Origin of the sequence: Rahnella sp. R3(2024) (assembly GCF_042920125.1) — a bacterium.
GTDB classification, from domain to species: domain Bacteria; phylum Pseudomonadota; class Gammaproteobacteria; order Enterobacterales; family Enterobacteriaceae; genus Rahnella; species Rahnella rivi.
In genome coordinates this window covers 2,990,210-3,004,433 of sequence record NZ_JBHGBU010000001.1, presented here as the reverse complement: position 1 = coordinate 3,004,433, position 14,224 = coordinate 2,990,210, and the positions used below count along the sequence as shown (strand labels likewise).

The window sequence follows — 14,224 nt, the reverse complement described above, 5'->3', positions numbered from 1 at the left end:
CGGCTGTGATGAGCATCACACCGATAAAAAAAGCGAAAAGATAAACCATCCTGAAAATACCCTCAGGGAGAATACTTTCAGAACGGAATAATATTCAAATCTGATCATTATCTAATTGCAGCGCCACATACAGCAGGAGACGGTCGTCGAAATTTCCTAAATCTAATCCGGTTAATTCCGAGATGCGGTTGAGGCGATATTCCAGTGTATTACGGTGAATATATAACGCTTTCGACGTGGCTGTCGGCTGGACGTTATTATGGAACCACGACGCCAGGGTGCGCCGGAGTAAGCCGTTGCTGTCGGTGGCTTTTAAACGCGCCAGCGGACGCACCAGTTCGTCGGCCTGCCAGCCGCCGCGCAGGCTGTCGAGCAGCACGGGTAAGATCAGATCCTGATAGAAGTAACAACGCTGTTCCGGCATCCGCTGTTTGCCGACCGTCATGGTGGTGCGCGCTGTGCGGTATGAACGCGCGATGCTGCCGGGGCCGGTGAAGAAGTTGCCGAGAGAAATACGCACACGCAGGCGCCCGGTTTCGGTCATGCGGGACAACAGGTGATCGATGCGCTGGCGATGACCGTCCGGATCCCAGCGATCATAGCTGTTGAGCGCCGGTTTCAGCACCACCATTTCGGTCAGGGACACGATCGCAATCAGGTTGTCGCGCTCCGGCGTGGTCAGCAAGGTTTGCAGCTGTTGCAGTTCGGCCATCGCCGAATCCACGCCCAGCTGTCCGCTGTCCACTTCAACCACCGCCGCCACGCGCGGACGGTTCAAATCAATACCAAGACGCTGTGCCCACTCTTTCAATGCCGGAGAAAGTTCGTCCACCCGGATAAGATTAAGCACCAGCTCTTCGCGCAAGCGGCTGTCCTGCGCCAGCATGTGCAGCAAACGCGCCTGTTCGAGCATCATTTCGGCAGTCATGCACACCAGTTCACCGTACTGACGCAGCTGTAACGGGTTACCGGTCAGGCCGATCACACCGACAATCTGGCCGTCGATGCGCAGGGGTAAGTTGATGCCCGGACGCACTCCGTGCAAATGCCGTGCGACGCCTTCATCAATATCGACAATGCGTTCCTGTGAAATGGCCAGCAAAGCACCTTCGTGCAATTCGCCAAGACGCTGATCGTCGCCGCTGCCAATGATTTTTCCACGGCCATCCATGACATTCACATTACTATCAATAATTTGCATCGTGCGGGCAACAATTTGCTGCGCCAGTTTTGCATCGAGATGATACGCCGACATGGGGTTCCTGCCTTGGCTGTTCTTGTTAGTTTGACCAGCATACTCAGTCGCCGTCAGCCAGACATTATGCAAATGCCCAAAGAGCAGGAGAACCCGTTGAAGTTGCGGGGAAAGTCACAGTTTTATGCACCTGCACAGAGACGCGCAGGGCCGAAGATGAGAGGCGGGGGCAAAGCAGAAATAAAAAAGGCACGCCGGAGCGTGCCTTATCATTTCACGGATGAAGAATTATTGGGCTAACAGGTAAATTGAGGTGTCACCACGTAAGATATCCAGCGCCAGCACCGAAGGTTTGGTGTCGAGGATTTTACGCAGTTCGCCCAGATTAGCGACTTTCTGCTGGTTAACACCGAGGATCACATCGCCTTTTTTCAGGCCGATACGCGCCGCGGTGGAACCGGCTTTCACTTCGTCCACTTTCACGCCTTTCTTATCGGCAGCTGCATTGTTACTCAGCTCTGCGCCTTCAATACCGGTATAGATATTGCCGGATTCGACTTTCGCGGTCTGTGTACTTTGCTCAATGGTCACATCGACGTTCACCGGTTTACCGTCGCGCAGCAGGCCGAGGGTCACTTTGGTGCCGATTGGCATGGTGCCGATATCCGCACGGAACGACGCAAAGCTGCTGATCGGTTTACCGTTCATGCTCAGGATCACGTCACCGGCTTTGATACCCGCTTTTTCTGCCGCAGACTTCGGCATGACCTGGCTGATGAACGCGCCGCGCTGTGCGTCAACTTTCATCGCTTTCGCCAGCTCGGAGTTCAGCTCAGTCCCCATGATGCCGAGTTCGCCACGTTTCACCTGGCCGTATTCGATCATCTGTTTGGACAAGTTCTGCACCATGTTGCTTGGGATCGCAAAACCGATACCGATGTTGCCGCCGTCCGGCGCCAGGATCGCAGTGTTCAGACCGATCAGTTCGCCGTTCAGGTTAACCAGCGCGCCGCCGGAGTTACCACGGTTGATCGCCGCATCCGTCTGGATAAAGTTTTCGTAGTTTTCGATGTTCAGACCAGAACGACCCAGCGCAGAAACGATACCGGACGTGACGGTTTCACCCAGACCATACGGGTTACCGATGGCCACGGTGTAATCACCGACGCGTAACTGACCGGAGTCAGCCATTTTAATGGCGGTCAGGTTTTTAGCATCCTGCAGCTGAATAACCGCGATGTCAGAACGTGGATCTTTGCCGATCACTTTGGCATCAAATTTACGGCCATCGTTCAGCTGAACGCTGATTTTGGTGGCGTTATCAACCACGTGGTTGTTGGTCACGACATAGCCTTTAGCGGCATCAATGATGACGCCGGAACCCAGAGCGCGGAAATCTTCTTTCTGCTCAGGCGCTTGCTGCTGGCCTTCCTGACCGCCACCCTGACAAACAGGTGAACCCTGGAACGGCGAGCCGTCCTGGCACAGCGGCGAGTTCTGACCAAAGAATTGCTGGAACTGCTGGCCCATACGCGGCGTCTTGGACGGGGCGCTGCCTTCAACGTTCACGCTCACCACGGAGGGCATGACTTTTTCCAGCATAGGCGCCAGGCTTGGAAGCTGTGACGTGCTGGAAGAGGCTGTTTCAGCAGCCAGTGCAGAAGAAACCGGGGCCATTGCCATACCGATACTTAACGCTAATGCGCTCAGGAATAAACTCGATTTTTTCATTTTCAGGATCTCTTAAAATTATTGTGGCAACCAAAATAGTTGCATTGCTTGGTAGTCGTGATACTGAGATGTAATTAATAGCGCGAAGTTCATCAGGGTCGATCGGTTAATAGTAAAAAAGTATTGTCGATATTTACAAAAGATGGTTTTTCAGACAGATTCGTAAAGAAGAATAAAGAAGTCTTCCTTTTTGATGTGAATGATAATTACTCTGCGGCCATCAGGCGGCGATATTCATCATACGCATAGAGATCGGTCATCCCGCTGATATAATCCTGTAACATCCTTGCCCGGTAATAAAACTCCAGCGCCGCAAACACTTTCTCCGGTTTGCCCTCCAGCCCCACCACAGCATTGGTATAGGCTAAACGATGCTTGGCCGATATCTTATGCAAAAGCCGGGTTTCAATCGGATAAGCACGGTGCGTATCTTCCTGATCCAGCTGAGTAAAATCTTTCAAAGACATATCGAGAAGCGGGCTGTAAATATCCAGCAAACCGCTGATGACCCGGTAACCCTGTAATTCCAGCTCTTCCACTTCCGGGTGATTGAATACCTGTTTGAAGGCCACGCGTTTATAAATTTCCAGCAAGCGATTTGCCTGACTGTCATCTTCCAGCAGCGCATGGTTAAAGGTGCCTTCATAAATTTCCTGCACGTTTTCAATGAATCTTCGCGCCGCGTGTGGCACCAGTTGTTTCACCGTTTGTACCCGCAGTTCCATAAAGAAATAATCCACCGGATTACGGAACGTTTTGGCTTTATCCATTTTTTCATAGGCGGTGCGCACCACTTTATCGAAGAAATCGCCCTTTTCGATCTCCCCCCATTCGCGACAAAGATAGGCGTACAACTGTTCGACGCTGAAAATGTTCTTTTCTACCGCATCTTCTAAGTCGGCGATGCAATAGGAGATGTCATCTGCCGCTTCCATGATGTACGTCAGCGGGAAACGATTGAACTCGCCCAGCCCCAGCTCGCTGCGCAGACGCTGGATAAACGGCTCTTCCGCCAGATAAAAACCGGGCTTTTTCATCAGATAATCATGCGAAGGCAATTTTTCAGTGGAATAGGCCGGGCGGGTGTATTTCAGGATGCAGGCGGTCTGGCTGTAGGTCAGGTTGAGTTTAAGCAGGGTATACACCAGACGGATCGCCTGGGCGTTGCCTTCAAAATTGGAAAGATCGTAGCGGATCTTACTGCGCAGTTCATTGAGCGGTTCGGCGCTCTTTTCCAGACGCAGACAGCCGATAGTGCAGGCATCCGTCAGCTGAAATTCTTTGCCGCAGCTGGCGGTATCCATGCGTTTGCCAAACCAGTTATTGATCGCCGATTCACCAAAATGCCCGAAAGGCGGATTGCCAATGTCATGCATCAGACAGGCCATTTCGACGACACTTTCAAAAGGATCGGTAACCTCCGTCAGCCCGTAGGTGTCCAGCTTTTCTTGCTTGCGCAGACGGTGCAGCACATCTTTGGCGATGTGACGGCCTACCTGCTGAACTTCGAGAGAATGGGTCAGACGGCTGCGGACGGCTGCGTTTTTCTCCAGCGGAAAAACCTGTGTTTTTTGCTGTAAACGGCGGATCGCGGCGGAGTTGATAATACGGCCACGATCGCTTTCAAACTGACGCACCACATCGTACTCATCCCGCGCCTCAATGGGCGAGCTGAAAGGACGCTGAAAATTGAATTTCGCTTTAAAATCGATCCCGGACATACTTTTCCACCCTTTCAGCCACTCACGCGCCCGGCAGACGCGGAACCCGCATCCCAAACGCATTATCTCTTACCTTTAGCCATGATAGACTATCGCGCATTGTTTTCGGTATTAAAGCGTCAATTCCGCCTCTGCTGCGGCCCATTTCACCCACATCTGCGAGTATTCATATGAAAGTAGGCATCATCGGCGCTATGGAGCAGGAAGTGACTCTGCTGCGCGACAAAATCATTAACCGCAAGACTATCGAACGCGCGGGCTGCGAAATCTATACCGGCCAGTTACACGGCGTGGACGTTGCCCTGCTGAAATCCGGCATCGGTAAAGTGTCGGCGGCGATGGGTACCACGTTGCTGCTCGAGCATTGCCAGCCAGACGTCGTCATCAATACCGGTTCCGCCGGTGGCCTGGCGAAAACCCTGAAAGTGGGCGATATCGTGGTGTCTGACGAAGTGCGTTATCACGACGCCGACGTTACCGCTTTCGGTTACGAACCCGGCCAGATGGCAGGCTGCCCGGCGGCGTTCAAGGCCGATCCGGCGCTGATCGAACTGGCTGAAACCTGTATCCGTCAGCTGGATCTGAACGCCGTGCGCGGTCTGGTGTGCAGCGGCGACGCATTCATCAACGGCGCCGCCCCGCTGGCCCGCATTCGCGCCACCTTCCCGAATGTGGCAGCCGTCGAAATGGAAGCTGCCGCCATCGGCCACGTGTGTCATCTGTTCGATACACCATTTGTGGTGGTGCGTGCCATTTCTGATGTCGCCGACGGCGAATCGCACCTGAGCTTCGAAGAGTTTCTGGTCACCGCGGCGCAGCAATCCACCCTGATGGTGGATGCTATGCTCAAAACGCTGGCTGATTCACAAGAGTGATGATGCGCCGGTTCTGTCTGGTTTCGGGTTTTCTGATGCTGCCGTGGGTGGCCGCGGCGGCCCCGGCGCAACGGGTGATCACTCTGGCACCTAATCTGACAGAACTGGCGTTTGCCGCCGGTTTGGGCGATAAGCTGGTTGGCGTGAGTGCTTACTCCGATTACCCGCCTCAGGCTGCAAAGATTGAGCAGGTGGCGAACTGGCAGGGCATCAACGTTGAACGCATCGTGACGCTCAAACCTGATCTGGTGCTCGCCTGGCGCGGCGGCAATCCGCAGCGACCACTGGAGCAACTGGCTTCGCTGGGTATCAACGTGGTGTATCTCGATCCGCAAAATGCGGCGCAGATTGCCCAGGCGCTGGAACAACTGGCGCCCTACAGTGCCGATCCCGCCACCGCGCAGCACGCTGCAACGGATTTCCGTCAGCAATGGCAGGCGCTTAAGCTGAAATATCACCGTGAGAAACCGGTGCCGGCTTTTATTCAGTTCGGCACACAGCCGCTGTTTACCGCCTCATCGGCGACGATGCAAAGTGAAGTGCTGGAACTCTGTGGTGCCAAAAACATTTTCGCAGACAGCCGTGTCCCCTGGCCTCAGGTCAGCCGGGAGCAGGTGTTGAACCGTCATCCGCAGGTGATTGTGGTTGCGGGCGGACCATCACAAAAGCAGGTCATTGAAGATTACTGGCGTTCCCTGCTCAGCGCACAGGTCATTACGCTGGATTCAGACTGGTTCAGCCGCGCAGGCCCGCGAATTTTACTGGCAGCACAACAGCTTTGCCCCCGGATTGCGGCCCTGCCTCAGAGGTGAATACTCACTAACAGTACAGTGACTTTCTTGCCCCTCGCCGCTATGGCACTTTTCTGAATCGTTGCTTTATTAACCAAAATCAATGAACCGCCACTTTTATCTGTTAGTATGTGCGTCGTCAAATCCTTCGTACGATGACTGCCTTCGCTTTAAGATTATCTCTTTGTTATACAAACGAAATAATAAAATAACGGTATCTGATACGACGACTCAGCGGCGACGCTCCCGGACGGAAACGTTTTGGATTAAAGACCGCAAAAATAAGACCGATAACCTTAATCAGCCACGCTGATTTTATTGCTCTAAAAATTGAACGACACCAGCAGGAAACAGAAATGAAAGCTTTATTACTCAGTGCGTTACTCGCCCTGAGCCCGCTGGCGGCTGTCGCGGGCATGACAAGTGGCGAGATCCACATCAGTCTGACTATTTTACCTTCATGCCAGGTGAACGCAGCGCATTCGGGCACTTCCGTGATCTGCACCAACCGCAGCATGAGCCCGCCACATATCAGTGAAACGGTACTGGCAGCAGCGCCCGGCATCAAGGTGGATTCCACGCTGGTGACCGTCGAATGGTAATCCTCTTGTAAGCACTTACTTACCCTGAGTGCCTTTTAGGAGTGGAAATAATCCCATTAAAAAAGCCCGTCTGCATACACAGACGGGCTTTTTTGACGCTGCTGAAACTCTCAGCCGCGTATCAGATGCTGAATGACGAACCGCAGCCGCAGGTTGTCTTGGCATTCGGGTTGGTCACGATAAAACGTGAACCTTCCAGACCTTCAGTGTAATCCACCGAACCGCCCACCAGATATTGCAGGCTCATCGGGTCAACCACCAGCGCCACACCGGCTTTCTCGATGGTCATATCACCGTCGTTGATTTTATCGTCAAACGTAAAACCGTACTGGAATCCGCTGCAACCGCCGCCGGTGATGTAAACACGCAGCTTCAGATTCGGATTTTCTTCATCAGAAATTAGGTTCTGCACCTTACGCGCCGCAGCCTCAGTAAACTGTAACGGCAACGCGGTTGTTTCATTCATTAACGCTTCACTCATCATTTCTCACTCCCAATCCGCATTTGTTCAGGCCGCCAGATTGACTGTCTGAATAATGAACTCATTATCTTATACCTGAGTTGATGCTTCAAGTATGGGCATTTTTCGCGGCGCTGTCCTGCTTATTGGTGCTCTCACCCACAGATTCTGCCTGCGCTTTTTCTGCATTTTCGCGTTCCTGCCTCTGTAAGGTGCGGGTCAGGATCGTTGAATACAAGGGCTTACCGCCCAAAAACTGTGCCAGCAGGGTCGCACCCAGACAGGTGATGATCATGGGTAAAATCAGCTGATAGTTGTCGGTCATTTCCAGCACCAGCACGATGCCGGTCAGCGGCGCACGCACGCTGGCGGCAAACAGTGCGCCCATTCCGGCAATCGCGAAGGTCGCCGGTTGAATATCGTATTCCGGGAACCAGACCAGCGCGGCGGTACCAAATGCCGTACCCAGCAGGGTGCCGAGCGCTAACATCGGGGCAAATATGCCGCCCGGCGCACCTGAAGCAAAGCAAAGCACCGTGGTCACCACGCGGACAAAAAAGATAAACAGCAGCATCATCAGACCGTATTGCCCTGCCGCCGCCAGCGGGATCAGCGCAAAGCCCCCGCCCGCCGCTTCTGGCTGAACAAGCCCGATCAGGCCGCAAACGCCGCCGAGCACGCCGCCGATAATCAGGATCTTGCGCAGATTACCGCCGTGGATGCGGGCAAACATATCCTGTGTGCGGAAGATCAGCGCGTTAAAGCTGACGCCGACCACGCCAAATACCATCCCCAGTACCAGAAACAGCCACAGGGTATTCAGCGAAGTATTCGCCAGTTTACCGACCTCTATCACGGCCGTATCACCGTTGAAAATCCGGAAAACGATGCTCGACATAATCACGCCGATAAACACTGCTTTTATAGAAATCAGGCTGTAGCGAAATTGCAGGCGCATCTCTTCGAGAATGAACAGGATGCCGGCCAGCGGCGCGTTAAAGGCGGCTGAAAGCCCTGCTGCCGCCCCGGTAGCCAGCAGCGAGTGGCGGGCTTCGGCACTGCGCAGCCTGAAAATATCCGCCATCATTTTGCCGACGTTTGCGCCCATCTGCACGGTTGGCCCTTCCCTGCCCAGCACCATACCGGCGCTCAGCGTGCCTATACCGCCAAAGAATTTCACCGGGATCACCCGCCACCAGCGCACCGGTCGCAACTCTTCCAGCGCACCTTCTATTTCAGGAATGCCGGAGCCGCCCGCTTCCGGCGCGAAACGCCGGACCAGATAATAGCCGGACATCGCCAGCAGGCCTGACACCACAAAGGTCAGCGGCCACATTAAAATCCAGTAATCGCTGAAAATACTGAGGCCCGAAAGCCGCATGGCCATCACCCCGTTCACCGCTTTTTCGAAAGCCACGCCGAGCAGACCGGCGACGGTTCCCACCACGGCAGCAACAATCAGAATTGCGACCGGCGTTTTATCACGGCGCAGAAACAGACGCAGCACTTCACTGCGTTTACGCGGGCCATGCGCAGAGGCTGGCTCAGACATATCAGTGTTTGATTCATTCATCGGATCAGGAGGAATACAGAAAAGGTAATGGAATATTTATGGATTAAATCATACAACATGGCCGCCTGACAGGACTCAGGACAAAATCCGCGACGGTTTACGGTTTGATAACCTCGCGCAGTTCACTAGAATGGGCGCATTGCTATCCCTTATGACATACAGCATCAAGAAAACCAGGAGCCGAGTAATGAGTAAGTCAGAAAGTCTGTTCACGCAGGCGCAAGCGCTAATCCCGGGCGGTGTGAATTCGCCGGTACGTGCCTTCTCCGGCGTCGGCGGCGTCCCGCTATTCATCGAGCGCGCTGACGGTGCCTTTTTGTTTGATGCCGATGGTAAAGCTTACATCGACTACGTCGGTTCATGGGGTCCGATGGTGCTCGGCCACAACAACGCTGACATTCGCAATGCGGTGATTGAAGCGGCACAGCGCGGCCTGAGCTTTGGTGCGCCAACCGAGATGGAAGTGAAAATGGCCGAACTGGTTACCGGACTGGTGCCAAGTATGGACATGGTGCGCATGGTGAACTCCGGCACCGAAGCCACCATGAGCGCCATTCGTCTTGCCCGCGGCTTTACCCATCGCGATAAAATCATCAAATTCGAAGGCTGCTATCACGGCCACGCCGACTGCCTGCTGGTGAAAGCCGGTTCCGGCGCGCTGACCCTCGGCCAGCCAAATTCTCCGGGCGTACCGGCGGATTTCGCCAAACACACCCTGACGTGCACCTATAACGATCTGGATTCCGTACGCACCGCTTTCGAACAGTTCACGGACGATATCGCCTGTATCATTGTTGAGCCGGTGGCAGGCAACATGAACTGTATCCCGCCACTGCCGGCGTTCCTGCCGGGTCTGCGTGCACTCTGTGATGAATTCGGTGCGCTGCTGATCATCGACGAAGTGATGACCGGTTTCCGCGTCGCGCTCGGCGGTGCTCAGGAATATTACAATGTGGTGCCGGACCTGACCTGTCTGGGCAAAATCATCGGCGGCGGGATGCCGGTAGGCGCATTCGGTGGCCGCCGCGACGTGATGGACGCACTGGCACCGACCGGCCCGGTGTATCAGGCGGGGACGCTTTCCGGTAACCCGATTGCCATGGCGGCCGGTATTGCCTGCCTGACACAGGTCGCACAACCGGGCGTGCATCAGACTCTGAATGAGCGCACCACCCAGCTGGCAGAAGGGTTACTGCATGCGGCGAAAGCGGAAAACATTCCGTTTGTGGTGAACCACGTCGGCGGCATGTTCGGCCTGTTCTTTACCGATGCAGACACCGTGACCTGCTATCAGGACGTAATGAAGTGCGACGTTGAGCGCTTCAAAAAGTTCTTCCACCTGATGCTGGAAGAAGGCGTTTATCTCGCACCTTCCGCCTTCGAAGCAGGCTTTATGTCGCTGGCGCACAGCGAAGAAGATATCCAGCGCACCGTCAGCGCGGCACGTCGCTGTTTCGCGAAGCTGTAATATTCTGTCCCCCGGTGCAGGGGGAGACACTGAAATGTAAAGGGGCCTTCTGGCCCCTTTTTGTTGCATCAGTCCCGGCGTTATTTCGCCTGTTTTCTCAGCAAATAGATAAAGTACGGCGCACCGATGAAGGTGGCGAGCAGCCCTGCCGGGATCTGGTTCGGGAACAGAAACATCCGGCCGCACCAGTCGGCGAACACCATCAGCAAGCCACCGAGAATACTGGCGACCATCCACTGCGGCATCGCCCGTCGAAAGCCCATCATGCGTGCCATGTGCGGTGCCATCAGCCCGATAAAACTCAGCGGCCCGACGGTCAGCGTGGCGGCGGCTGTCATGATTGCGGCCAGCATCAGGATCGCCATGCGGCTTGGCGTCAGCGCCATTCCGACAGACTTCGCGGTCACACTGCCGAGCGGCAGAATATTGACCCAGCGGCGCAGGAACGGCACCAGCACCATCAGCACCGCAGCCAGCACCAGCGTTCGCCATGCGGTATCAGAAGTCACGGAATAGGTTGAACCGGAAATCCAGGTCAGCAGGCCACCCATACGCGGATCACCGCTGGCGAGTAACAGCGTCAGCAGCGTGCTGAACGCAGTGCTCAGCGCGATACCGGTCAGCAGCATCCGCTCGGCGGAGAAGCTGCGTAAACCGGAGGCGAGCATGATCACCAGCAGGGTGATCGCCGCACCGGCACTGCCCGCGGGCAGCAACCAGACAAAGGCATCACCGGGCACAATAAACATCATCAGCACCACACCAAATGCCGCACCGGAACTTATCCCCAGCACTTCGGGGCTGGCCATCGCGTTGCCGGTCAGTTTCTGAATCAGCACGCCTGATGACGCCAGCATAATTCCCGCCGCCAGCGCCGCCATCACCCGCGGCATACGCCACGGCAGCAGCGCCTGTAAATCTGCGCCCGTTGACCAGCTCCAGCCCGTGGCATTGCGCCCGGCCATCAGCGCGACGGCAAGCCCCGCCAGTAACACCAGCAACGCAAGCGACACCCAGCGCACCAGATGCTGACGCTCATCGGGCACGTTGTCGCCCTGATCCATCGGTGGCGGCGTCATGCTGTTACGCAGCCGCGGCAACAGCCACAGCAGCAACGGCGCGCCGACCAGCGCGGTGGCTGCACCGGTCGGTATTTCCATCCAGTATTGTGTCAGCCACTGCATCACCTGATCGGTGAACCACAGCAGCAGCGCACCGATCACCGGCGCCATGACCAGCCGCGAAAACAGGCGACGTGCGCCGAGCATTTTCGCCAGCAACGGCGCAAATAAACCGATAAAGCCAATCATGCCTACGGCGTTAACCAGCTGGGCGCTCATAAGGATCGCCAGCGCCAGCACCGCGAGGCGGGCAGCGGATAATCCCAGACCGAGATTTTTTGCCACACCGTCATCCAGCCCCAGTAGGGTCATCGGACGTTGCAACAGGAAGGCCAGCAGCCAGACGATGATCACGCGCGGCAACAGGAACGAAGCGATATTCCAGTCCTGCTGGTTCAGCGCCCCGCTGCTCCACATATACAAACTTTGCAGGCGCTGATAGTTGAACAGCCCCAGCAGGCCATTGACCGCACCGCAATACAAACCGAGCACCAGCCCGGCGAGGATCAGCGTCACCGGCGAAAGTCGTTTACCCCAGGCGATCCCGAAGACCAGCACGCCGATCACCACCGCGCCAAGCATGGCGGCGAACTGCTGGGTGATAAGGCCCCCCGGCAGCGCCCACAGCGTGGCAATGGTCAGACCGAGCTGGGCACCGGCAGAAACACCGAGCGTCGCCGGTTCTGCCAGCGGATTGCGCAGAACCTGCTGAAACAGTAAACCAACCAGCCCCAGACCGGCACCGGCCAGCAGTGCGACGGCGATACGCGGCAGCGAGCTGTAATGGAACAGCATCTGCTGAACATCATCGATATCAGGCTGCCACAACGCGCTGCGCCACTGGTGATAAGGCAGTTGCTGATGGAGGTTGTAAACACTGAGCAGACCTGCCGCCAGCGTCAGCAGAATCAAAAATATCAGCGAAACGCTGAGTGCGCGGCGGTTCATACCGGTTTCCCCAGAGTGCTGTTAAGAATGCGGCAAAAATGCATGGCGCTAAACGTTGCACCGTAAAACCAGACCGCGGGCACCACGGTGAACTGATTACTGCGAACGAACGGCATCGATTTCCACAAAGGCGTGGGCGCAACGGCGTCCATGATGTCGGCGCTGCCGTGATCAAAGCACAGCACGCGGGCATTTTTGATGGCCGCCAGACGCTCGATCCCGACAGACACGCTGCCCCAGAAGCTGCCTTCGCCCTGCCAGGCATTGGTCAGCCCGACCTCCTCCATCACTTCCTGGAACAGGCTTCCCTGGCCGAACACCAGCACATGGCGGGTGTCGATAAAGGTGATTAACAGCACCGGCTGAGCGGCGACCGGTTTCATCAGCTCGCGGGTTTTCGCCAGTTGCTGGTGATAGAGCTGCAAATGCTGTTCAGCGCGTTCCGGCAAACCGAGATAATCCGCCAGTTTGTGCAGGGAACGGATCGCCAGTTGCAGAGGTTTGGCGCTGCCGTCGTTGGCTTTCACATCCACCACCGGCGCGATGGATTCCAGCTGGCTGGTTTTCGGGCCGTAGCCCTGAGTCACCACAAGCAGAGACGGCTTAAGTTGCTGGATAAACTCCATATTGGGTTCAGTGCGCTGCCCCACGTCAATGACCGTCGGCGCCAGCTTTGGCTCTTCGACCCAGAGTTCATAATTGGGAATATCAGCAATCGCCATCGGCATGACACCGAGCGCAATCAGCAACTCGGCAGGCAGCCATTCCAGCGCGATAATTCGGCTGAGATCGGGTGTTGATGCGGAAAACGTCGGCATAGAAGCCAGCAGCGGAGATAACGCCAGCGCCTGTAAAATCCGGCGACGCGTTATTCCTGGAAAATGAGGAAAATCAGACATATCAGTATACGAAGCTCACAGGCGCACCGCCCGCCGGATGCGGAAGAATGCCCATCGGAATACCATAAATTTGTTCAAGGACGTCGCCGCGCATCATCTCTTCCGGTGCGCCCTGAGCGATCATCTCGCCGCCACGCAGCGCCATCAGCTGGTCGCAATAGCGCGCCGCCATGTTCAGATCGTGCAGAACCGCGATCACGGTTAAGCCTTTTTCGCGGCTCAGACGCTGGATCAGCGCCAGCACGTCTTTCTGATGGGCGATATCAAGTGCGGAAGTGGGTTCATCAAGCAGCAGACAGCGGCTGTCCTGCGCCACCATCATCGCCAGCCAGGCGCGCTGACGCTCGCCGCCGGAGAGGCTGTCCACCAGACGGTGCGCGAAAGGCTTCAGGCCCACCAGAGAGATCGCTTCTTCGACTTTTTCTTTGTCCTGATGTTTGAAACGCCCCAGCGCGCCGTGCCACGGATAGCGGCCAATTGCCACCAGCTCCTGCACGGTCATGCCTTCTGCGGCGGGCAGTTGTTGTGGCAGATACGCCACCTGACGCGCAAAAGCTTTGCTGTCCCACTGAGCCAGCGGCGTGTCATTGAGGAAAATCGTGCCGGATGTCGTAGACTGATGCCGCCCCAGCATTTTTAACAACGTCGACTTACCCGAGCCGTTGTGACCAATCAGGCCACACACTTGTCCCTGGGGGAACGTCAGTGACAGCGGAGCCAGCAGTGTGCGTCCCGTGACAGAAAAACTGACATCCTGCAGGCGGAATACGCTTTCTGGCAGCGAGGAAGACGGAGGTACGTTGTGATTAAGCATAAGATTTTCTGCGTCGACATCTGGTT

At 55.8% G+C, this 14,224-nt stretch carries 12 protein-coding genes; 4 read left to right on the top strand and 8 right to left on the bottom strand.

Features of this window, described 5'->3' with window-relative positions; translation table 11 throughout:
• Positions 1-94: 94 nt before the first annotated feature.
• From ABSH60_RS13480 to dgt, 3 genes are all read right to left on the bottom strand, one after another.
• The gene (locus ABSH60_RS13480; RefSeq protein WP_056774812.1) at positions 95-1,255 is read right to left on the bottom strand and encodes a CdaR family transcriptional regulator; all 1,161 of its coding nucleotides are present in this window, start codon (positions 1,253-1,255) and stop codon (positions 95-97) included.
• A gap of 228 nt (positions 1,256-1,483) precedes the next feature.
• Positions 1,484-2,926 (bottom strand): serine endoprotease DegP, encoded by a 1,443-nt coding sequence (gene degP, locus ABSH60_RS13475; protein WP_056774806.1) that lies wholly within the window; start codon positions 2,924-2,926, stop codon positions 1,484-1,486.
• A 206-nt stretch (positions 2,927-3,132) separates the two neighbouring features.
• Positions 3,133-4,647 (bottom strand): dGTPase, encoded by a 1,515-nt coding sequence (gene dgt / locus ABSH60_RS13470; RefSeq protein ID WP_390974330.1) that lies wholly within the window; start codon positions 4,645-4,647, stop codon positions 3,133-3,135.
• A 170-nt stretch (positions 4,648-4,817) separates the two neighbouring features.
• On the opposite strand from dgt, the gene mtnN reads away from it, so the two are divergent.
• The 3 genes from mtnN (at position 4,818) to ABSH60_RS13455 (ending at position 6,915) form a co-directional block, all read left to right on the top strand.
• A complete protein-coding gene (mtnN, locus tag ABSH60_RS13465) occupies positions 4,818-5,522 on the top strand; it encodes a 5'-methylthioadenosine/S-adenosylhomocysteine nucleosidase (protein ID WP_122096320.1) in 705 nt (234 codons plus the stop codon).
• On the top strand, positions 5,522-6,334 hold the full coding sequence (gene btuF, locus ABSH60_RS13460; protein ID WP_390974327.1) for a vitamin B12 ABC transporter substrate-binding protein BtuF: 813 nt from the start codon (positions 5,522-5,524) through the stop codon (positions 6,332-6,334). Before mtnN ends, btuF begins: the two co-directional genes overlap by 1 nt.
• A gap of 335 nt (positions 6,335-6,669) precedes the next feature.
• Entirely contained in the window at positions 6,670-6,915 is a 246-nt protein-coding gene (locus ABSH60_RS13455; RefSeq protein ID WP_390974325.1) for a hypothetical protein, read from the top strand.
• Positions 6,916-7,036: 121 nt separating this feature from the next.
• Here ABSH60_RS13455 and erpA read toward each other — a convergent pair whose 3' ends face one another.
• Both erpA and clcA read right to left on the bottom strand, forming a co-directional pair.
• Positions 7,037-7,381, bottom strand: coding sequence for an iron-sulfur cluster insertion protein ErpA (erpA, locus tag ABSH60_RS13450; protein ID WP_056774928.1), 345 nt, complete (start codon positions 7,379-7,381; stop codon positions 7,037-7,039).
• Positions 7,382-7,484: 103 nt separating this feature from the next.
• Positions 7,485-8,948: a H(+)/Cl(-) exchange transporter ClcA gene (gene clcA / locus ABSH60_RS13445; RefSeq protein WP_390974323.1), complete on the bottom strand. Its 1,464-nt coding sequence runs from the start codon at positions 8,946-8,948 to the stop codon at positions 7,485-7,487.
• A gap of 187 nt (positions 8,949-9,135) precedes the next feature.
• Between clcA and hemL the strand changes: the two genes are divergently transcribed.
• Positions 9,136-10,416, top strand: a complete 1,281-nt coding sequence (gene hemL / locus ABSH60_RS13440; protein ID WP_390974321.1) for a glutamate-1-semialdehyde 2,1-aminomutase — start codon at positions 9,136-9,138, stop codon at positions 10,414-10,416.
• 80 nt (positions 10,417-10,496) lie between these two features.
• Here hemL and fhuB read toward each other — a convergent pair whose 3' ends face one another.
• Genes fhuB through fhuC form a run of 3 tightly spaced genes read right to left on the bottom strand, consistent with a single transcriptional unit; the run spans position 10,497 to position 14,198 of the window.
• Positions 10,497-12,485, bottom strand: coding sequence for a Fe(3+)-hydroxamate ABC transporter permease FhuB (gene fhuB / locus ABSH60_RS13435; RefSeq protein ID WP_056774783.1), 1,989 nt, complete (start codon positions 12,483-12,485; stop codon positions 10,497-10,499).
• Positions 12,482-13,384, bottom strand: a complete 903-nt coding sequence (gene fhuD / locus ABSH60_RS13430; protein WP_390974319.1) for a Fe(3+)-hydroxamate ABC transporter substrate-binding protein FhuD — start codon at positions 13,382-13,384, stop codon at positions 12,482-12,484. Before fhuD ends, fhuB begins: the two co-directional genes overlap by 4 nt.
• Position 13,385: 1 nt before the next feature.
• Positions 13,386-14,198 (bottom strand): Fe3+-hydroxamate ABC transporter ATP-binding protein FhuC, encoded by an 813-nt coding sequence (gene fhuC, locus ABSH60_RS13425; RefSeq protein ID WP_390974317.1) that lies wholly within the window; start codon positions 14,196-14,198, stop codon positions 13,386-13,388.
• Positions 14,199-14,224 lie beyond the last annotated feature (26 nt).